Source organism: Ruminococcus sp., from assembly GCF_045129435.1.
GTDB lineage: Bacteria > Bacillota > Clostridia > Oscillospirales > Acutalibacteraceae > Ruminococcoides.
This window is the reverse complement of sequence record NZ_JBGVJL010000131.1, coordinates 1-20,912: the sequence shown is the minus strand read 5'-3', so window position 1 is coordinate 20,912 and position 20,912 is coordinate 1. Positions and strand designations below refer to the sequence as shown.

The window sequence follows — 20,912 nt, the reverse complement described above, 5'->3', positions numbered from 1 at the left end:
GCTATACTGATGAAGCCTACAAAGAGCTTTACGGAAAAGAACCGGAAAAATTTGACAGCATAGTTACAAGCTACAAGTATGACAAGGAATCGTACAAAAATGTTTGTGATAACCACAAGGCTAATTCCTGCTCAGAATTTCACTACACAGATAACGGCTTTAATGCCGAATTTGATAATACAGACGGCAACGAAAATTTACTTTTCTTCAGCGTGCCTTACAGTGATGGCTTCACTGCCTATGTAAACGGTACTCAAACAGATGTTGAAAAGGTAAATAACGGACTTATGGCTGTCTATATTCCTGCAAACGCAAAATGCAGCATTGAATTTATTTATGAAACACCCGGACTTTCAACAGGAATACTTATTTCTGTGATTTCCGCTGCTGCTTTTGCTGTTTATATCTTATCTATAATTACCTTTAGATTTATAAAAAAGAAGAAATAATTACACTCGGAGGATTTAAAATGATGTTTGGTGACAAAATATTAAAATACAAAGACGAACTTCTGGCTGACCTCAACACACTCATTGGTTTTGAGTCTGTTGCAAAGGAAAAGCCTGAGGAATGTCAGAATGCAATGGACTTTATGCTTAAAAGAGCAAAGGATTTCGGACTGCTTGGCGAACAGGTTACAGATGAGAGTATGCACATTCAGCTTGGCAACAAGGGTAAGCTTTGTGGTATTCTCAGCCACCTTGATGTTGTACCGGCAGGCCATAACTGGAGTGTTCTCCCCTACTCTCTTACAGAGCAGAACGGCAGACTTTACGGCAGAGGTATTGCAGACGATAAGGGTGCGGCACTTGTAACCCTATATTGTCTGAGAGCCTTAAAGGAAGAAGGCGTTGACGGCGTAAACACACTTCGTGCTATTTACGGCACAAGTGAGGAATGTGGTATGGAAGATATTGACGGATATTTTGAGAAAATGCCTGTTCCGGAACTTTCATTCACACCTGACAGCGACTATGGCATTTGCTACGCCGAAAAAGGTATTCTCCAGGTTGAAGTAAGCACAAACGGCAATCTTGCAACTGTGGTTTCTCAGCTTCACTCAGGCAAGGCTATCAATGCTGTGCCGGACATTGCATACGCTCTGCTTGATTCTTCAAACTATGATGAACAAAATCTTCTTGAACTTTCAAAAAAGACAAACGGCAACTTTGAATTTAACTCAACCATTGACGGTCTTATGGTAATCAGCAGAGGCAAGGCTGCCCATGCCTGTGAGCCGCAAAAGGGCTTTAATGCGGCAGCTGCACTTGTAGAGCTGCTTTCAAAAGCATATTCTTCAAATGAAGTCGGCTCTATTTGCGATTTTATTGATATTGCACTTGGCAACGAAACTGACGGATGTTCACTCGGACTTAAAACACATTGCAGTATTTCGGGTGACTTGACTGTAAACCTCGGCTACATTCACATTGAAGGTGATGAGGCAAGAGCTGCATTTGATATTCGCTACCCTGTTTCAATTACAGGCGGCAGTGTATACAGACAGTTCAGATATGCCGCAAAGCACCACAATTTATCTGTAAAGGTGCTTAACCACGAAAAACCTCTTTATATTGAAAAGGACAGCGAGCTTGTAAACTTGCTTTCAGACGCTTACAAGGCTATTACAGGTGAAAAACCTGAGCTTTACACCACAGGTGGCGGCACATATGCAAGAAAGCTTGGTGGAAAAGGGCTTGCTTTTGGCCCTGCCTTTAAAGATGACGAGGTAAATATGCACAATGCAGACGAAAGCATTGATAAAGAAAAATTCTTTACTCATGCTCAGATTTGCCTTGAAGCAATGTACAGAATGTACTGCGGTATTAATGGCGAAGAAAACAAATAATTACACTATTATTTTGTTACAATATAATCGAAGGAATTTTATATGAGTAAAGAAAAAGTTATTAAAAATCAAGCACTCACCTCATTAAAAGGCTCTTGGCTTGTAATTATTGCAATGGCTCTTGTGATTTCAGCAATAGTAATTGCGGTAATGGGCTTAGGAAATATAGTACAATTATTGACAAAATGCATTGATATGAATACCAATCTTGCTAAATCAGGTAAAGAGTTTATATTCGGACTTATAAACGGCTTAACATATGCTGTATTGTTCTTTTTAACTCCGCTTATCAATGGTTTTTTCAAGGCAATTTATACTGTTGCCCATAACGAAATACCGACTGTCTGGGATTTATTCAGCTTTTTTAAATCACCTGCTCTGTATTTTAAAGCAATATTGTTAAACCTTATGTTTGCAATAATTTTATTTCTTGCTTGTTGGGCATTTGACTTTAGCTACCTTGTATCAATGGCAACAGATTCAATATACAACGATGCACTTGCAAAGCTTTTGACAGCAGTATTAAATATTTCTTTAGGTGCTGTATCGGTATTTTTGATTTCATTTGTTTATTTGTTTTTTGTAAATTATGCAATGTTTTTATTTATCGATAATCCACACTCCAATGTATTTTGGTGCTTTGGTCACGGAGTAAAAATGTTTGTTAAAAACTTTGCCAACACAATGAAATTATATATCAGTTTCATAGGCTGGATTGCACTGTGTTTCTTTGTTGTACCGGCATTTTATGTATTACCTTATATTTCAACAGCCTTTGCTACCTCTGCAAAGTGGCTTATATCAATCGAAAAAGGCAGGAATTAACTATGATAGTTTCTCTGTGTATGATAGCCTACAACGAGGCAGACGCACTTGACGGGCTTTTTAAGGATATTTCTTTACAGGACTATCCGCACAATAAAATAGAAGTTGTGTTTGTTGACAGTATGTCCACAGATAAAACCTATGAAATGATGCAAAAGTTCAAAGAAATGGGTTACGGCTTCCGCAATGTTTCCATTGTGCAATGTATGAAAAAGAATCAGGCAAGCTCTTGGAATGCCGCACTTATGACTGCTCGTGGCGATGTAATTATCAGAGTTGACGCTCACGCCCGTATTCCAAAGGATTTTGTATCACGAAATGTTATGAACCTTGAGGACGGTGAAAATGTAGTCGGCGGAGGCAGACCAAATATTACCTCTGATATTTCATCATGGAAGCTAACCTTGCTTGCAGCCGAAGACTCACTCTTCGGCAGTTCTGTAGCGTCTTACCGCAGACCATCTGCTCAGAAAGAATATATGGACAGCCTTTTTCATGCTGCCTACAGGCGTGAGGTAATTGCCAAGGTTGGCGGCTTTAACGAAAATCTCGGCAGAACCGAGGATAACGAATTTCACTATCGCATAAGAAAAGCCGGTTATAAAATGTGTTGCTGTCCTGACATTGTGTCATATCAGCACACAAGAAATAACCTTAAATATATGGTACATCAAAAATATTCAAATGGCAGGTGGATCGGACTCACACTTTCGGAATGTCCCGGCTGTCTTTCTTACTTCCACTTTGCTCCGTTTTTATTTGTTATGGCATTGCTGTTCTGCTCAATACTTGCCTTCTTAGGCTTTCCTCTGTTTTTATATGTTTTGCTTGCAATTTACGGAATGTTTGACATTGTAAATACAGTAGGTTGCTGTACAATGAAAAACATTCAGCCACAATTTGTACTTTTGCCATTTATCTTCCCTATGCTTCATGTTGCATACGGAGTAGGTACGATAGTCGGCTTGATTCAGATTCCGTCATGGCAAAAGAAAATTAAAAACAGCCACGCTAAAGAGAAAATCGAAAAGGTAAGACGAAAGGTAATTCAAAACACATTAAAGCCAGAGGAACGCTGATGTTTACACTTGAAAGCTGGTCTGAACAGGACTACGAAAATTTTACAGAATACCTAAAAAGCAACGCTGATTTAAAGTTCAGAGCTTTTCATTCTTCACTTGTACCCGATACAGACAGCAACAGCTTTATTGGTATTCGTATGCCCTTTATGAGAAAGCTTGCAAAGGAAATTTCTAAGGGTAACGCAAGAGAGTTTCTTGATATTTCTAAATCAGAATATTACGAGCAAAGAATTATTTCTGCCATTGTTACCGGTCTGATTAAAACAAATGATTATGACGATTTTATTTCTCTTGTAAATGCTTTTATGCCTAAAATCAACAACTGGGCAGTTTGTGACTGCTTTTGTGGCGGACTTAAAGAGGTAAAAAAGTACAAAAAAGAATTTTTTGAGTATCTTTTAAAATACCTTAACAGCAACAACGAGTGGTACATTCGCTTTGCATTTGTAATGATGCTTAACTATTATCTTGAAAGCGAGTATATTGATGAAGTACTTAAACGCTGTGATTCTGTAAACAGTGATAAATACTACATTTTAATGGCTCAGGCGTGGATGCTTGCAACTGCGTATGCAAAGCAAAAGGAGGCTACACATAGATATTTTCTGAATAATAATCTTAATGATGCAACCTTTAACAAGGCAATTCAGAAGTGCATTGAAAGCCTGCGAGTATCTGATGAGGACAAAAAATTTTTAAGAACGCTTAAAAGGCATTGACAAATTTGATATTAAGAATATAATATAATTAACAGTTGTCTTCGGGGCGGAGTGGAATTCTCCACCGGTGGTTAAAGTCCACGAACAAGCAATCTGCTTGCCGAGTCTGTGAAATTCAGACACCGACGGTATAGTCCGGATGAAAGAAGAAACGCAAACAATCGACATTGTCTTTGGCTCTGTCGAACATTTTGTGCAGAAATTTTCCCCGTTACAGTAGTAGCGGGGATTTTTGTTTTTCTCGGGACATCTGAAATTCATTTCTAAGGAGTGTGTTCTATGAGAACAGCACAAAACAGCAGTCAAAAAATTATGACAACCAAAATCACAGTAACGGCACTTTTAACCGCCGTTGCCATTGCACTTCAGTACATTGAAGTGCCTATCCCTCTTGTTCCGTCTTTCTTAAAGCTTGACTTTTCTGACCTGCCAGAGCTTATAGGTGCATTTGTATTAGGTCCACAGTACGGCGTAATTATCTGCCTTCTTAAAAACCTTATTCATCTGCCGGTATCAAGCTCAATGTTTGTAGGCGAATTTTCTAACTTTATCCTTGGTGCGATATTCGTTTTTGTTGCCGGTATAATTTATAAGTACAACAAAACAAAAAAAGGTGCAATTATCGGCTGTATTGCCGGTGCTGTGGCAATGGCAATTCTGAGTGTAGCCACAAATTACTTTGTTGTATATCCTGTATATGCAGAACTTTGGGCAGGCGGAGATATGAATGTGATTGTAAATATGTACAAAATGCTTTTACCAAGTTCAGACACCTTGCTTAAATCACTGATAATTTTCAATGTTCCTTTCACATTATTTAAGGGCATTGTTGATGCAATTATTGCAATCATCATTTATAAGCCGCTTTCAAATATGATTGTGCGTATGAATACGGTTTTTACAAAAAAGCGTAGTTCAAAAGCTGAAAAGGCTTGACATTTTTCGACACAGTGATATAATAAAAGAGTAAGCATTTTGCTTAACAGAGTAGAAATTTGTGCGTAAAGTGTTTTGTGGACGGGGAGTTGCCACAAAAACGAAAGGATACCCTGCGGTACAAGTTTCGCATCCCGCTGTTACTTTGGGACTAATAGCGGGCAGATTTTCTGTCCGCTTTTCTTTTTCTCCTAAAGCAACACCGAAAAAATCTTTAGGAGGAATAATATGTCAATTTCTAAAAAGTTTTTTAATTCTTTTTCGGAATTAAAATCAGTTAAGTCACTTGCCATGATTGCAATGTTGCTTGCTCTTAGAATCATCCTCGGATTCATTGGCAACAGCACTTTGCCTTTCTTTGGCAACAATGTAAAGCTAAGCGGAGCATTTTTGCCAATAGCAATCACAGGCTCAATGTTCGGCCCGGTTCCTGCAATGCTCGTTGGTATGCTCGGAGATATTTTGTCTTTTATTATGAACCCAACAGGCGGTGCATACTTCCCCGGCTTTACAATCAACGGTATTCTCACCGGTCTTACCTATGGTTTGTTCCTTTACAAGAATGAAGTTACAATTCCAAAGGTAACTATTGCGTGGGTTATCAACTGTATTGCTGTAGAGATTTTCCTTTCGGCTTTCTGGCTCTACTTCCTCTACGGCACATCTTCCGGCAAGTCTTACTTCATCTATCTTTCAGCAAGACTTATCAGTCAGGCAGTAAAGTGTATTCCTGAAATATTACTTATTCTCGCCTGCGGAAAAATAATGGGACGAGTAAAAATCCCACAAAAAGCGAAATAATTAAGCAAAACAACAGGCTGTTGCAACACAAATGCAACAGCCTTAACTTTTGTGGTTCTGTTTTAGATGTTTGGGAAATATTGATAAATTATTGTTTGTAACGGTCGGGAAATTTTTGCCTGAATTATTACAGACTTTATACCCGAAAATAAAAATTTGGTCAACCTTTTTCAAAGGTTGTGGGTGTGGGCAAAGCCGACAATACTTTAGCTAATGCAAAATTCTTATAGCCAAACAGCCTGCTGTTTGGCGGCTTAAATGCAATGGCGAAAGCCTTATAATTGCGATAGCAAAACAAAACAGAAAAGATATTTTTTTCATTTTATAAATTATTTCTTATTTTTAAAGGCTATCGCCTGTTTTATCATACTTTGCTTTAGCACACAAACAGCAACGCTGTTTGTGCCTTAAAATTGCAATAAAACAACTTTTCTTGGGCTTTGCCCAAACCCACGAGCCTTTAAAAAGGCTCGACCTAAATTTTTTGTTATTTATTCGAAACTTTCTGCTAAACCATAATTCACGCAACTATTGATAAAGGCACAATTTATTCTATTGTGCCACCGCCGACAACTATATCGCCGTCATACAAAACTACAGCCTGTCCTTTTGAAATTGCCCTTTGCGGCTTATCAAAAACAATGTGCAGTCGGTTATCAGAAAGCTGTTCTACCGTAGCATCCTGCTCAGGCTGATTGTATCTCACCCTTGCTTTGATGTGCAAAGGTTTGTCAAGCTTTTCATACGCAATAAGGTTAATATCCTTTGCAAAAAGCTCCTTAGAAAACAACCTGTCATTATCACAGAGAATTACCTTGTTGTTAGCAATATCCTTTTCCTTTACATACATAGGGTGAGGCAAAGCAAGACCAAGTCCTTTTCTCTGCCCTATTGTGTATCTAATAATGCCCTTGTGTGTACCGAGAACATTGCCGTTCTCATCAACAAAGTCGCCGAATTCGTACTTTCTGCCTGTGTATTGTTCAATAAATTTTGCATAGTCACCGTCAGGTACAAAACAAATATCCTGACTGTCGTGCTTTTGAGCATTAATAAGGTGGTATTTTTCTGCAATCTGTCTTACCTCGTGCTTGGTAAGCTTGCCAAGCGGAAGCAATGTTCTTGAAAGCTGCCTTTGTGTAAGAGAATACAGAACATAACTCTGGTCTTTTGTTACATCAGGCGATTTTCTCAGTAAATATCTTTGCAAGCCCTCATCATACTCAATTACCGAGTAATGACCTGTAACTACATAATCAAAGTCAAGCTCGTCTGCTCTCTGCATAAGCTTTTCAAATTTAATATATCTGTTGCAGTCAATGCAAGGATTTGGCGTACAGCCGGTTTCATACGCAGAAATAAAACGGTCAATAACATTTTCCTTAAAGCTGTCCTTAAAATTATAAACATAATAAGGAATACCTATTTTTCTGCAAACATTTCTTGCATCGTCAATATCATCAAGCGAACAGCAGGTTTTTTCCTTTTTTTCGCCTATATCCTCGTTGTCAAAAAGCTTTAGAGTGATGCCGGTAGCGTCATAGCCCTGCTCCTTAATAAGGCAGGCAGCTACCGAACTGTCAACTCCGCCGCTCATTGCTATTAATGCCCTTTCGGTCATGTTCTTCTCCTTAACCGCCAAGTCTGATCATCTCGTCAATACATTTTTTAGCGTCTGTAATAGTCTGCTCATCAAGTACGATTTCTTCGCCGCCCTCGCCATTAAGGCAATCATATACATCCATAAGAGTAGTAGATTTCATATTAGGACAGATGAGCTTCTGTGTTAAAATATGGAATTTCTTATCCGGACAATCATACTGCAAATGCTCTGCAATGCTTATCTCTGTGCCGATAATAAATTCCTTTTTGTCGCTGTTCTTTGCGTAATTCATAATACCTGAGGTTGAGCCGACATAGTCTGCAAGATCAACAACAGCGGGCTGACACTCAGGATGTACCAAAAGTTCTGCATTTGGAAACTGTGCCTTGGTTTTTTTAACATCTTCAGCAGTAACGCAAGCGTGAATCGGACAGCCACCATGCAAAAGCTTGAAATTCTTTTCAGGAAGCTGACGGCTTACATAGTCGCCAAGATTGCAGTCCGGAATGAAAAGAATATTCTTTTCCGGCATATTGCTTACAATTTTTACAGCAGATGAACTTGTAACGCATACATCACAAATAGTTTTTAAATCTGCGGTTGTATTTATGTATGCAACAACTGCATAGTCAGGGTACATTTCCTTTACAGATGAAATCATTTCCTTGTCCATCTGGTCTGCCATCTGACAGCCTGCACTTGGCTGTGCAAGATATACAGTTTTATCCGGTGAAAGAATTTTGCAGGTTTCTGCCATAAAACGAACACCGCACATAAGAATGTTTTTGTTCTGAACCTTGCTTGCGTCAACACTCAGCTTGTAGCTGTCGCCTGTAAAATCAGCAATTTCACAAATTTCTCTTGCCTGATAGCTGTGTGCAAGGATACATACATCTTTTTCTTTTTTAAGCTTTAAAATTTTATTTTGAATTTCAGAAATATTCATACATACATTTCCCTTCATTTTTCCTTATGAATTTATTATACAGGTTTTTGCCTACTATTGCAATAGGTCTTTTTATTTTGTTAGTATTGTATTCCTTTAGTTGTAATAAGAATTAAAAATTATGAAATATATCAAATTATTTTTGAATTTTTGTCTTTACTTTATTAAAGTAATGTGATATAATATCTAATATATAAGAGTAGCTTGACTACTTATAATCTATTTGCGAAAAATCAGGAGGTTAGTATAATGAAGAAGGTTGTTTCTCTTGCATTAGCGCTTGTGCTTATGCTTGCAGCTTCAATTCCGGTATTTGCTGCACCAAGTCCTACAGGTACATATGTTTATGTTGTTATTGTTGTCCCTACCCCGGGCGGTGACGGTGACTATGAATTTACAACAGATATTGACGAAGACGGTAATCAGAATGTTCATGTAACACCTAAGCCAAAGCCGGGTTACACTTTTGACCATTGGGTAATTGAAGGTCCTTACAGAACTAATCAGCCACTTACCGACAAAGAACTTGACCTTATCATTACAGGTGACATTAAGGTAACACCTTATTTCACAAAGAACGGTGAATCACCTACTCAGTCTGTTACAACAGATACTTCAAGCAAATCACCACAGACCGGTCCGTCAAATTCAATGCCATATGTAATTATTGGCTTATCACTTTTGGCTGTTGCTGTCAGCGTAACTATTGTTAAGTCAAAAAAATCTAACTAATCAGGCTCTTTTAAAACAGCTTTCGCAATAAATAACGGAAGCTGTTTTTTATTGCTCATATTTTATTAAACTCCAAAGTTTCTATAATTTATATGGTAAAATTTTGCAATACATTGACATTATTTTTTTAATTTGTTAAAATACTAAGATGTGATAACTATGAAAAACAAACGAAACAAAGTATTAATTCCAATACTTATTATAACAATTATCCTGTTGATTGGCTGTATTATTTATGTAATGTATCAAATGAATTCTCAGCACAATTCACAGGAAGAATACAGTCAGCTTGCAAGCTCTGTTGCACCGAGTGTTTCAAAAGAAATTACTTCTCCGTCAATAGACGAAAACCTTGTTGAAAATCCCATTGATTTTCAATCTTTGCGAGCTCAAAATGATGAAATCTATTCTTGGATTTATATTCCGGATACAAACATAAACTACCCGGTGTGCAGAAGCAACACTAACGATAATTTTTATCTTGACCACGATATTTACGGTAACTACAGCTTTGCAGGCTCGATTTATTCACAATACTGCAACTCTATATATATGCACGACAGAGTAACTGTTTTGTACGGTCACAATATGGCAGACGGAAGTATGTTTGCAGATTTGTATAAATTTACAGATGAAGATTTCTTTAATAATCACGAATATTTATATATATACAGACCGAACCACAAACTCACTTACAGAATAGCATCTGTATATTCATATGATGACAGACATATTATGAATTCCTTTGATTTTGACGATGACAAGGTATTTCAGGAATACCTTGATTATATTCAAAATCCAAGGTCATTCACAAAAGTTGTAAGAGAAAATCTTGAGTTGACAACTAAAGACAATATTGTTACACTCAGCACTTGTTTAAATTCCGGAGACGGAAGACTTCTCTTGCAGGGGGTGTTAGTAAAGGATGAACTCACAAAATAATAAAGATGCCGGAATTAATGCGGAAAATACCGGTACAGAAACAAAGAACTTTGACGATATTTACAGTTCGTCAAATAAACTTTCTCCTCAGACCGAGGAAAATTTGTCAGATAATGGCGAAAAAAGCGAGGTCGCTAAGGCTAAGCGTAGCATTCATGATGATATTGATGATTATAAATTTGTAAGATCATCAAGCCAAAGTCATCACCACCATCATCACCATCACCATTCAAGTTCAAAAGATAATTCAGACGATACCTTATTAGTACAAAGCGAAAGGCCTGCCAAGGGTACTTCTCACAAAAAGAAAAGAAAAAGCAGTACTGGCAATGAAAAATATTTGCAAGAATACGATGAACTTGTAAAAAGTGATCACCCTGCCATTGGCTCTAAAGAGCAGAAAAAAGCCATTAAGCACAAGCATAAGGTTATGAAAAAAAAGAAAAGAAAATTTAGAACATGGCAAAGGGTAATTCTCACGATTGTCAGCACTCTTCTTGCTCTTGTACTTATTGTAACCGGACTGATTGCTTGGTTTATTTACAACGGCTCTAAAGAAATGCTTGATAATTCTAATATAATTTCTGCACCGTCAAATGTTGTAGTGCAAAACGGCGGTCAGTATGTTGTATATAATGGACAGACCTATGAATTCAACAAGAATATGACGAGCCTTTTGTGCATTGGTGTAGATAAAGAAACCCTTGACGGTGCAAGCGAAATCAAGGGTGAAAATGGTCAAGCCGATGTTATGATACTTGTTGCTATTGATACATCAAGCGGTGAAACCAAGATGATTAATATTTCTCGTGACACAATGACAGATGTTGCGGTGTATTCGGCAAGTGGATATTATGTTGAAACTGTAAAAGAACAGCTTTGCCTTGCCTATGCTTACGGTGACGGTAAAGAATCAAGCTGTGCAAACACTGTTACCGCTGTAGAAAGACTTTTCTATAACATTCCTATCAATTCTTACTTTGCACTTGACCTTGAGGGTATATCGGCACTTAATGATGCTGTCGGAGGAATTGATGTTGTTTCTCCTGAAACTATAGGCGATTTCAAAGAGGGCGAAAGCTATCACCTTATGGGCAAAGATGCAGAAAACTTTGTTCGCAGCAGAGATTGGGAAAGCTTAGACGCAAACAGCAAGCGTATGCAAAGGCAGCAGGTTTATATTGACTCATTTATAAATACTGTTCTCGCTCAAACAAAGAAAGACATTACAACACCGGTAAATCTTTTCAATGCCTCTGCCCCATACTCATGCACAAACCTAAATCCCTCAAAAATCTGTTACCTTACTCAGAATATGCTCAGCCACAATGGAATGAATATTACAACCACATCTGTACCGGGTGAGTTGAAGAAAGGCGAAACCTACACAGAATTTTATGTGAACGAGGATGAGTTCTACAAACTTATTCTTGATACATACTACAAACCGATATAACTATCAAAAGCTAATGTTATGGATAAGACCTTAACATTAGCTTTTTTCATTTCTATATCAATAGTTGAGTAAAATTATGGTTTAGCAGAAAGCTTTGGATAATTAACATAAAATTTAGGTCGAGCCTTTTTAAAGGCTCGTGGGTTTGGGCAACGCCCAAGTAAAGTTGTTTTTATTGCAAATTTTCAGGCACAAACAGCGTTGCTGTTTGTGTGCTAAAGCAAGGTTTGTAAAAACTGGCGACAGCCTTTAAAAGAAATAATTCATTAATAAAGAATAACGGTTTTTTTATGTTGCTATCGCATTATAAAGGCTTTCGCCATTGTGTTCAAATCGCCAAACAGCAAGCTGTTTGGCGATCGTAACTTTGCGTTATCTAAAGTATTGCGGGCTTTGCCCACACCCACAACCTTTGAAAAAGGTTGACCAAATTTTTATGTTCGAGCATAATGTATGTGCTAATTCAAGCGAAATTTCCCGACCGTTGCTAAACCATAATTTACCCAACTCTTGATATAATTTATTTAATTTCAAATACCTCAAGGTCATTGGGAATATACAGGTTTCCGTTGAAATACTGTTTTCCCTCTTCATAATAAAGAGCCTTGCGGTTGCTCAGATTTTTGTCCTCAGTATGGTACAAAATCAGATTTTTAACATCAAGTTCATTTGCAAGCTTACAGGCATCAGCTACAGTTGAATGATTTTTCTCATATGGCTGAAAAACATCTGCCTGCGAATACAAACAAAAAGCCTCATGCAAAAGCCAGTCACTGCCGTAAACATATTCTCTTTCGCACTCTCTGTATGGCTCATCACCGCAACAGGAAAGCTTTTTGCCATTTTCAAGTTCCATAGTAAAACCAAACTGTTTGGTTTTGATTGAATTAATATCGAAAAACTTCACCTTATGTCCGATAATTTCAAGCTCTTGTCCGTCCTCAACCGTAACAAAATGCAATTTGTCATCAAATAAATCAAGTTCTCGTTTGAGCAACAGCAAGTTTGCGATTTCTTTTATAATATTTATAACCTCTTTGTGACCATAAATATAGGCTTCACCCTCATATTTATTACGGTTAATGTTCTGACAAATCATTCGCACAAACCACATAATGCCAAAAAGATGATCCATATGCTTATGTGTAACAAAAATATGTCTTACATTTTTCCAGTCAATTCCTGCGGACTTTAGTTGTTTAAAAATAGTGTTGCCGCCACCGCCGTCAACCATAAAATGTCGGTTATTTTCTGTTAAGACAAAACAGGTATTATAGCAATCCGTAACGTTTGCACAGCCTGTGCCGAGTATAGTTAGCTTCACAATATCACCCTGCTAAATAATACCACATTTTCTGCCGATTGTCCAATCAGCAATCGACAGAAACACAGCCGTTAAGGTGAATTGAATAAATCATACACTCCTTAACCTTGTAATCGGTGAATTGCTCAACCGCCTGCTTATACAGACAAAGCTGTTTTGAATACAATTCTCTCAGCCGTTCAATATCATGAACTCTGTCGGTTTTGTAATCGACAACCACGAGGGCATCGTCCTCTTTAAAAATAAGGTCAATCGCACCCTGCATTACAACCTTGGTTTCGGCACTTTCACCCTCAAGGGTGCTGTCGAGCATTCCGGCATTAATGTGCACAGTAAAGCGTTGCTCACGCATAACAAGGTCAGACTGCATAATTCTTTTAGCAAGATTGCTTTCAAGGAACCTTGCAATTTCCGCTTTATCAATAGCGTCTGCCTGCTCTTTTGCAAGCAAATTGTTTTCCACAAGCCTGTCAAGCTCAGCTTGCAGGTCTTTTTTTGCGTTTGCAAAATTACACATTTCAAGGAATTTATGATGGGCAGTACCTCTTTCAACAGCGGAGGTATCCACCTCAGACATAAATTTCGGCTTCAAAAAGATTTTATCAAAGCTGTCACCCTCATTGTGGGCAAGCTCAGACGCACTAACCTTTTGCGGAATTTTTAGTACAGCCTCGTTTTTATATGCAAAACCTGTTCTTTTTTTGAGAAGTTCTATAACTGATTCATCATAGCTTTCGCTTTTTATATCGTCATTTATGTCAACTGTGCAAGCCGTAGTATCATCAACAGAAATGCTTTCAATAATATTTATTGTCCACGGTTTTGGTGTGATTGCACATTCACATGGCTGAGTGTCAATACCCTTTTCATGCCAAAAGTCCTGATTTTCAGGATGCACAAGAGCACACATAGTTATCCAATCGCAAAAGCGGTCGGCATTTTTAGCTAAGTAAGAATCAATATTCCCTCCGATAAGCTTTTCATTTTGATCTGTTATATATTTTTCAAAGAGCGTTTGAGGTGTTTGTGGTACATCGGTTTTTCTGTTGGTTTTTTTAGCTTTTGGTGAGGCTACAATTATAAGCTTATCCTGTGGACGGGTGAGTGCTACATAAAGCACACGCATTTCCTCAGCTACCAAGCTTTCGTCCATTTCAATACCTACAGCAAATCTTGCCAGAGTGTTAATTCTGCTGAAACCGTCAACCATTCTTATACCAAGTCCTGCTTTGCTGTCAATAAGCACATCGTCCTTTTGCTCTGTTTTATTAAAGCCTTTGGCAGTATTTGCAATAAAGCAAATCGGGTATTCCAGTCCTTTCGACTTGTGAATACTGATTACCTTTACCATATTTCTGGTTTCACCGTTTAAATCGTTTGAGGCTTCCAAATCTTTGCCGTTTTCTATCATCTTGTCAATGTATGTAACAAATGACGACAAACCTTTGTAACCGCCCGACTCAAAGCTGCGGGCATATTCTCTTAATAAATTAAGATTATTTACACCCTTACTGCCTTTGATTGCAGAAATTATGGCCGAAAATGAAGTAAGCTCATAAATTCTGCCTAATAGCTCATCTACAGAACAGGTACAGGAATAGGTTTTAAGCGACATAAGTTCATTTAAAAATTGAGCTGTTCTGCTGTCCTGCTCGGAATATTTCACAACCGCCGAATACAAATTTGTATATCTCTGATTGCCACGAATTTTAGCAAGCTCATCAACCGTAAAGCTATAAACCGGACTGCACATTACAGAAAGCAAAGGTATATCGAGTGACGGATTATCTATGCAACGCAGAAAATTCAAAATAACCTTTATTTCGTCTGCCTCAAAAAAGCTTTCTTTGATTTCAGAGCAGGCAGGTACACCAAGGCTGTTTAAAACATTTACATATACAGGAGCAATGTTTTTTGTGTTTCTTAAAAGGACGGCACAGTCACCAAACTCAAGCGGTCGCTTCTCTTCACCAACACAGTAGCCGTCAGACATCATCTGCAAAATTCTGTTTGCGATAAATTTTGCCTCATTTTCGCAAACAACATCATCTTCGTCAGGTATAAGATAATCAAGCTCAAAGTCGCAATTTTCGTTTTCAGAATAATTTTTCTTACCCGGTCTTAAATATTCGTCCTCGGTGTAGTCCATATTTGCCGACTTTTTACTCATTATCTGTGCAAAAATGAAGTTGACTGTATCACAAACCTCAGGACGGCTTCGGAAGTTTTCATTTAAAAATATTGTGGCAGGATAAATCGGATTTTCTCTGTCATATTTTTGGTAGCTGTTTCTGCGTTCAATGAAAATTTCAGGCTTTGCCTGCCTAAATCCATAGATGCTCTGCTTAACATCACCAACAACAAACATATTGTTTTCATCTGTGCTTACGCATTTAAAAATCAAGTCCTGCACATCGTTTACATCTTGAAATTCATCAACCATTACCTGATCAAAGCGTTTAGAAATCTCCTTAGCCTGCTCGGTTTTTATGTAGCCGTCACCATAAGGCTTGGCAAGAAGCTTGACTGTAAGCGACTCAACATCTGCAAAGGAGAGCATATTTTTTGCTGATTTCAGCTCTGCAAATTTTTTAAGATATGCCCTTACAACCTCAAAAAGCTTAGACACAATAAGCCTTAAATACTCGGTTTCGTTCTCTGCGTCTTCACTGCTCCAGATAAAGCATTTCTGAATTTTGACCACAAGCTTTTTTACCTTGTCACGAGAATTTTTTAAGGCAGTTACAATCGGATCTTCGCTCTCGTCCTTTTTCTTTCTCGGAGCACTGAATCTGCCTGAAACAAAGGTATTGGAAAATCTTTTCAGTTCGTCCCACTCGACTGTGCCGCAGCGTTCAATCAGCTTTTCAAAATATGCTTTATCATCTGAAAAAAGTGCAATATTTTTTTGCAATTTCGGTTCATCACAATCTTTAAGAATTTCCAAAGATTTTTCTGTAAGAGAAAGTGCATACTCCGCCATTGACTTTGCTTTTTCTATTACAGTTCTGCCAAAAAGCGTATCCTCAACAGAAATATCTGTGCTGTAATTTGCAAGCATATTGTCAAGCCAGTCATCAGGAAACGGCTGAGTAGCGAGAAAGTTTGCTATTTTCAGCACCGCTTCTTTTAATTTACCATCACCCTTGCTATCTGAAAAGACATCTGCTAAATTTGTAAAATCCTCTGTACTTTCTGTGTAGTACTCATCAAGCACGCTGTCAAGTGCCTCTGTACTTAGTATTTTGGTTTCGTTTTCATCTGCAAGCCTGAAATCCTTTTGAATACCGAGTATATGAAAATATTCTCTTACAATCGCACCGCAAAAGCTGTCTATAGTACAAATATTTGTGTTGTACATAAGCTGACGCTGTCGCAAAAGTTGATGTTTATTTTCGCCATTCTCTGCAAGCAAGCGGTCAATTTCTTTTGTCAGCTTATCTTTCATACCGGTTGCCGCCGCCCTTGTAAAGGTAACAATAAGCAAACGGTCAACATCTATAGGATTTTCTTTTCGGGTTATCATTCTTATGATTCTTTCAATTAAAACCGAGGTTTTTCCTGAGCCTGCCGCAGCCGACACAAGCACACTGCCGTCCTGTGCTTCAATAGCATTTAACTGTCCTTTGTTCCATTCAGGCATCCGTTCCACCTCCGTTTTCCTGTTCTTTTTCAATAGCCCTAATAGTATTTATATTATCCACATCAAAAGCGTTTCTGTCCTCACTTCTATGATAAGCACAAATACTGCTGTAATTACAATACTGACAAGAATCCTTGCCACCCTTGAACGGAGAAGCTTCTACCCTGCCGTCAAAAAGCATATTGCCCATTTCAGAAATCGTCATATCAAGCTTTTTGAAGATCATTCCAAGCTCGGCAAGACTTGCAAGACCGCCTTGTTCAACGAACGTTTGAGGTTTAATGTCATAATAATTTTTATCAATGGATTTTGTAATCTCCGGCAAATCTACAAGCATTCCGTTCATTTTCAGAACACTGTTAATTTCAGTTATTATTTTATCCTGTGGTGTGTTAATATCGGCAGATTTTGCCTTAACTGTAGCAGGCATATACAAAATACCTGCCGGAATAACCTTGCCGTAACGTTCCTCACCGCCAAGAGTAATTGCGTAAAGATATATAAGCATCTGCAAATTAAGTCCGTACAGAACATCGGAAAGCTTAAATTTCTTTGTGCCTGTTTTGTAATCAATAATTCTTATGTAGCTTTCATCACCGCTTTTAAGAATATCCACCCTGTCAATACTGCCTCTCAGGGTAATTTTATGTCCGGCAGGCAATTCAACGGTATAGCCCGGAATATCCTCTCTGATTTTCAATTCGCAGTCAATCGGCTCAAACTCGCAGTTTTTAAGCTCACCGATTATATGCAAAATAAGATAATGAACATTTTCTTTTATCTTGTTAAATCTATACATAAAGCGTGGAGTGTTTTTTTCTGCACCGCCAAAACGACTGTTTACATAATCTTCAAGGATAATATCACTTTCATCACAAATCTGCTCGTCAGTCATAGCTGAAAATTCTTCTTTAGAATATTTACTAAAGAATTTCTCCATAATGTAATGAATAAATGTGCCATATTCAAGCGAATCTATCTCGGCTTTTCTGCGTTCTCGTACATTAAGTCCGTAATTGCAAAAATATGCAAATCTGCAAAGGCTGAACTTCTCAACCTGTGACGCAGAAATTTTTAGGTCATTGCCAAACACAAGATTTACATTGCTTGTATTATCAAAAGTAAACGGCTTTGCCTTGCTTGCATTTTGCAAAGCATTGTATTTATCATTATATTCTTCGCTTTCAGAAAAATATTTTTTGAAAGCTCTTATCTGGTCGCTATCATTATTAAAATTCCTTGCACATTCCTCAAATGCAGGCAAAGCTGCCCATGTGTAGTCCTTTGCCGAGCAATATTCTTCTTCGCTGTGCAAAACGATATTCGGAAAAATACTGACAATCTCATTTAAAATTGTTGACTGCATATATGTACTGCCCACAAGGTTTGTTTTATAGTATGAAATAAACAGCTTTTCGGACGGTGCTGTAGCTGATTTATATGCCATATAGTTTTCAAAATCAGCAAGTTCCTCCGGCTTGTCGCCAATCGGAAGTTCATTTTCAAAAAGCATTTTTAATTCAAATTGAGAAAACAGTCCCGAAGAACCGGGTACAGCAGGAAAAACTCCATCAATACAGCCGATAAGGAAAACCGCCTTTTCCTTGTTTAGTCTTACTCGTGTGGCAGTACCCACTGAAACGCTGTCTACTGTGCGTGGAATATCTGCAATCTGCAAAGCTGATAGCCTGAGTGAAAGCAATTCAAAATATCGCTTTGGTGAGATTTTCATATCGCCAACAACGGCTACAGTCTGGTCAAGGCTGTTCATTAGCAAATTCCAAAGTCTGATTTGCTCTTTTGCCTGTGCAAGCTCACCGTCTGCTTTGAGTTTATCGAACATATCAGAAATTGCATCCGTAACCTTTAAATCGCACAAAAGCTTATAGAATAATTCTGTTATTTCTTGTCCTGTTTTGTCCTTAATGCTTTCCTTAAATTTCTTCAAAGGCTCTGCAATGCCCATTCTCACATTTTCAGCCATTTTTAGCTGTTCAAGGTCAGCCTCTTTCATTTTATCGGAATAGCCGTTCGGATTATTTTCAAAAGGTTTTCTAAAAGCTGAACCATTAATATTCCACACATAAACATAGTTTTCAAAGGCTGATATTTCTTCATCAGAATAATTAGTAAGTCCTGTTTTTAGTATTGCAATAATATCTTCCTTTTGCCAGCCGTTAAGCACCACATTAAAAATTGAGCAAACATACCTTACAACCGGCTTTATGTAAACATCGTAGCTCATATCCATAAAATACGGAATCTCATATTTATCAAATATTGTGTTTAGCACACCTGTGTAAGGAGTAATATCTCTGCAAATTACAGCGATGTCAGAGTACAAATACCCCTCATCAATTATCAGCCTTTTAATCTGCTTAGCCACAAATTCACATTCGCCGTAAATAGTATCAGCCGAAAAAGCAGTGATTACATCTGAATTTATATTATATTTTTCAGTTTTATTCTGATAAAAATTCCTTTCGAGAATTTTAAGTTCCTCACAATTAGTTCTTAGGTTTTCGTCAAGCTTAATCGGAGCTTTAATATCAATGTCCTCAGCCTTTGCCAAAGCTTTCAGCCTTTTATATGTATCGTTTGTGGTACTGAAAAGTGGTTCGTCATCATCGGTAATATTCTTTGTAAGTGCTACATAAACACTCTCGCATTGAGAAAAAAGCAATCTGAGCACTTCAAGCTGTTGCAACGAAAAACCGCTAAACGAATCTACCGCAAGGGTAAAACCCTCAAAGAGATTATTCTTTTGAAGAATTTCGGCTACTCTGGTAAGATTATCAAGCGGGTCTATATAGCTTTGCTCAACAATAGCGTCAAAGGTGTCGATTATCAAAGCAGTTTCTCTTAGCTTGGTTTTCAAGGTTTTGTCCGTAATTAAGCCCGAAACTGTTCTGAGTGCATCTGTGGAAATTCTTGCCTTTTTACACTCCTTGAGCGTTGCAAGCATTGAGTCTATTATACTTTTTTTACCGCTGCTGTTTGCAAACATTTCAAGGCTTGAATCAAGCTGCTCAAGAGTAAGGCTCATAATTACCTCTCTTGTGCTGTCATCAATCACATTTTTCTGTTCAAAATGAACTGTATCAAAAACATATCTGCAAAAGCGAGAAAATCCGAATACCTTTACATTCTGGCACTTTTTTGCACCGAGTCGGTCAAGAAATACTTTTTCGGTTTCAAAAGAGCTTTGGTCCGGAATCAGCATTATTAAGCGGTTATCGCCGCTTTCTGCAAGCTCTGTAAGCGTTTTGTACAGGTATTCCGTTTTGCCCGTACCGCTTTTTCCGAGTACAAATCTAAGCAAAATTATCCTCCTTTTGTGTATAATTTTCATCAATTACACTAATATCATACCACAAGAGGTGTGTCATTTAAAGGACTTTACTCGAAAAATGAAACGAATTTCTGAAAAATTTCTACTACCTTAAATTTATATTGGTAGTCATTTCCCTTTACAATTTCCTGCTGATTTTTCGAAAATGTTTTCTCAACCTTTTCATCGGTTTCCACAGCAGAAGAAATACAAATTGACGGATACATAACACACCACCAGTTATGCCCCTCGCCACTACCAATGGTGATTCGCAGTGCGTCATACATACCGGCAGGCATTGTGTAATCATCGTAGTAGCGTGTATTAAAATACATCTGAACCACCTCTGCCTCTACATTGTAATCATAGCCGTTTTCATATACAACTCTTTGAGCAACTGACTGTAGCATTTGCAAATTATCCCTTGCAATGTTCTCTGCCTCTTGTCTGTTTTGTGCATCTGAAAAAATCTTATCGGTGCATTCAAGCAAAGCGTCACGCACCTTTAGCTTTAAATTCTGATCCTCTTTACTGTCAGAATTTGCAAGAATATGAAGTCTGAATACTTCGGTTGAAATCTGCTCACACTCAGCCTGAAATGGAAGCACCGAGTAAATAACAGTAAGTACAAAAGCTATGCAAAGTGATTTTATAAGTAATTTCATAAAAATAACCTGTCCTCTCTTTTTAAGGAGTATGGACAGGTTATTGTAATAATATTCA

General features: G+C 37.8%; 16 protein-coding genes and 2 riboswitches. Of the genes, 10 read left to right on the top strand and 6 right to left on the bottom strand.

Annotated elements, in window-relative coordinates:
- From ACJMMI_RS06390 to ACJMMI_RS06360, 7 genes are all read left to right on the top strand, one after another.
- On the top strand, window positions 1-449 hold a 449-nt coding region (locus ACJMMI_RS06390), incomplete at its 5' end, for a YfhO family protein (protein WP_405354374.1).
- A gap of 20 nt (window positions 450-469) precedes the next feature.
- On the top strand, window positions 470-1,849 hold the full coding sequence (locus ACJMMI_RS06385; protein ID WP_405354373.1) for a Sapep family Mn(2+)-dependent dipeptidase: 1,380 nt from the start codon (window positions 470-472) through the stop codon (window positions 1,847-1,849).
- A 42-nt stretch (window positions 1,850-1,891) separates the two neighbouring features.
- Entirely contained in the window at window positions 1,892-2,674 is a 783-nt protein-coding gene (locus ACJMMI_RS06380) for a DUF975 family protein (RefSeq protein ID WP_405354372.1), read from the top strand.
- 2 nt (window positions 2,675-2,676) lie between these two features.
- On the top strand, window positions 2,677-3,753 hold the full coding sequence (locus tag ACJMMI_RS06375) for a glycosyltransferase family 2 protein (protein WP_405354371.1): 1,077 nt from the start codon (window positions 2,677-2,679) through the stop codon (window positions 3,751-3,753).
- Complete coding sequence (locus ACJMMI_RS06370) at window positions 3,753-4,475, top strand: DNA alkylation repair protein (protein ID WP_405354370.1); 723 nt, start codon at window positions 3,753-3,755, stop codon at window positions 4,473-4,475. Before ACJMMI_RS06375 ends, ACJMMI_RS06370 begins: the two co-directional genes overlap by 1 nt.
- A 33-nt stretch (window positions 4,476-4,508) precedes the next feature.
- Window positions 4,509-4,630, top strand: a riboswitch (FMN riboswitch).
- A gap of 124 nt (window positions 4,631-4,754) precedes the next feature.
- Window positions 4,755-5,411, top strand: a complete 657-nt coding sequence (locus tag ACJMMI_RS06365; protein WP_405354369.1) for an ECF transporter S component — start codon at window positions 4,755-4,757, stop codon at window positions 5,409-5,411.
- Window positions 5,412-5,456: 45 nt separating this feature from the next.
- A riboswitch (THF riboswitch) is annotated at window positions 5,457-5,553 on the top strand.
- A gap of 86 nt (window positions 5,554-5,639) precedes the next feature.
- Window positions 5,640-6,212, top strand: coding sequence for a folate family ECF transporter S component (locus tag ACJMMI_RS06360; protein WP_405354368.1), 573 nt, complete (start codon window positions 5,640-5,642; stop codon window positions 6,210-6,212).
- A 547-nt stretch (window positions 6,213-6,759) separates the two neighbouring features.
- Here the strand turns inward: ACJMMI_RS06360 and mnmA are convergent.
- Both mnmA and nadA read right to left on the bottom strand, forming a co-directional pair.
- Window positions 6,760-7,833 carry a tRNA 2-thiouridine(34) synthase MnmA gene (gene mnmA / locus ACJMMI_RS06355; RefSeq protein WP_405354367.1) on the bottom strand — a complete coding sequence of 358 codons (1,074 nt, stop codon included), beginning with the start codon at window positions 7,831-7,833 and terminating at the stop codon, window positions 6,760-6,762.
- Between the two features lie 10 nt (window positions 7,834-7,843).
- A complete protein-coding gene (gene nadA, locus ACJMMI_RS06350; protein WP_405354366.1) occupies window positions 7,844-8,761 on the bottom strand; it encodes a quinolinate synthase NadA in 918 nt (305 codons plus the stop codon).
- A gap of 249 nt (window positions 8,762-9,010) precedes the next feature.
- Here nadA and ACJMMI_RS06345 point away from each other — a divergent pair, with 249 nt between their 5' ends.
- The 3 genes from ACJMMI_RS06345 (at window position 9,011) to ACJMMI_RS06335 (ending at window position 11,891) form a co-directional block, all read left to right on the top strand.
- A complete protein-coding gene (locus tag ACJMMI_RS06345; protein WP_405354365.1) occupies window positions 9,011-9,493 on the top strand; it encodes an LPXTG cell wall anchor domain-containing protein in 483 nt (160 codons plus the stop codon).
- Window positions 9,494-9,652: 159 nt separating this feature from the next.
- Window positions 9,653-10,435 carry a class B sortase gene (gene srtB / locus ACJMMI_RS06340; protein WP_405354364.1) on the top strand — a complete coding sequence of 261 codons (783 nt, stop codon included), beginning with the start codon at window positions 9,653-9,655 and terminating at the stop codon, window positions 10,433-10,435.
- Entirely contained in the window at window positions 10,419-11,891 is a 1,473-nt protein-coding gene (locus tag ACJMMI_RS06335) for an LCP family protein (protein WP_405354363.1), read from the top strand. The genes srtB and ACJMMI_RS06335 overlap by 17 nt, the downstream gene beginning before the upstream one ends.
- Window positions 11,892-12,411: 520 nt before the next feature.
- On the opposite strand, the gene ACJMMI_RS06330 is transcribed toward ACJMMI_RS06335, so the two are convergent.
- The 4 genes from ACJMMI_RS06330 to spoIIR all read right to left on the bottom strand — a co-directional run.
- Window positions 12,412-13,215 (bottom strand): MBL fold metallo-hydrolase, encoded by an 804-nt coding sequence (locus ACJMMI_RS06330; protein WP_405354362.1) that lies wholly within the window; start codon window positions 13,213-13,215, stop codon window positions 12,412-12,414.
- A 46-nt stretch (window positions 13,216-13,261) separates the two neighbouring features.
- Window positions 13,262-16,858, bottom strand: coding sequence for a helicase-exonuclease AddAB subunit AddA (gene addA, locus ACJMMI_RS06325; RefSeq protein ID WP_405354361.1), 3,597 nt, complete (start codon window positions 16,856-16,858; stop codon window positions 13,262-13,264).
- Complete coding sequence (locus tag ACJMMI_RS06320) at window positions 16,851-20,180, bottom strand: PD-(D/E)XK nuclease family protein (RefSeq protein ID WP_405354360.1); 3,330 nt, start codon at window positions 20,178-20,180, stop codon at window positions 16,851-16,853. The genes addA and ACJMMI_RS06320 overlap by 8 nt, the downstream gene beginning before the upstream one ends.
- Window positions 20,181-20,257: 77 nt before the next feature.
- The coding region (gene spoIIR, locus ACJMMI_RS06315; protein WP_405354359.1) for a stage II sporulation protein R at window positions 20,258-20,912 on the bottom strand (655 nt) is incomplete at its 5' end.

Coding starts and splice junctions, on each gene's coding strand:
- ACJMMI_RS06365 (WP_405354369.1), top strand. CDS start 4,755: ATGAGAACAGCACAAAACAGCAGTCAAAAAATTATGACAACCAAAATC.
- addA (WP_405354361.1), bottom strand. CDS start 16,858: ATGCCTGAATGGAACAAAGGACAGTTAAATGCTATTGAAGCACAGGAC.
- ACJMMI_RS06370 (WP_405354370.1), top strand. CDS start 3,753: ATGTTTACACTTGAAAGCTGGTCTGAACAGGACTACGAAAATTTTACA.
- nadA (WP_405354366.1), bottom strand. CDS start 8,761: ATGAATATTTCTGAAATTCAAAATAAAATTTTAAAGCTTAAAAAAGAA.
- ACJMMI_RS06360 (WP_405354368.1), top strand. CDS start 5,640: ATGTCAATTTCTAAAAAGTTTTTTAATTCTTTTTCGGAATTAAAATCA.
- srtB (WP_405354364.1), top strand. CDS start 9,653: ATGAAAAACAAACGAAACAAAGTATTAATTCCAATACTTATTATAACA.
- ACJMMI_RS06335 (WP_405354363.1), top strand. CDS start 10,419: ATGAACTCACAAAATAATAAAGATGCCGGAATTAATGCGGAAAATACC.
- ACJMMI_RS06380 (WP_405354372.1), top strand. CDS start 1,892: ATGAGTAAAGAAAAAGTTATTAAAAATCAAGCACTCACCTCATTAAAA.
- mnmA (WP_405354367.1), bottom strand. CDS start 7,833: ATGACCGAAAGGGCATTAATAGCAATGAGCGGCGGAGTTGACAGTTCG.
- ACJMMI_RS06385 (WP_405354373.1), top strand. CDS start 470: ATGATGTTTGGTGACAAAATATTAAAATACAAAGACGAACTTCTGGCT.
- ACJMMI_RS06345 (WP_405354365.1), top strand. CDS start 9,011: ATGAAGAAGGTTGTTTCTCTTGCATTAGCGCTTGTGCTTATGCTTGCA.
- ACJMMI_RS06375 (WP_405354371.1), top strand. CDS start 2,677: ATGATAGTTTCTCTGTGTATGATAGCCTACAACGAGGCAGACGCACTT.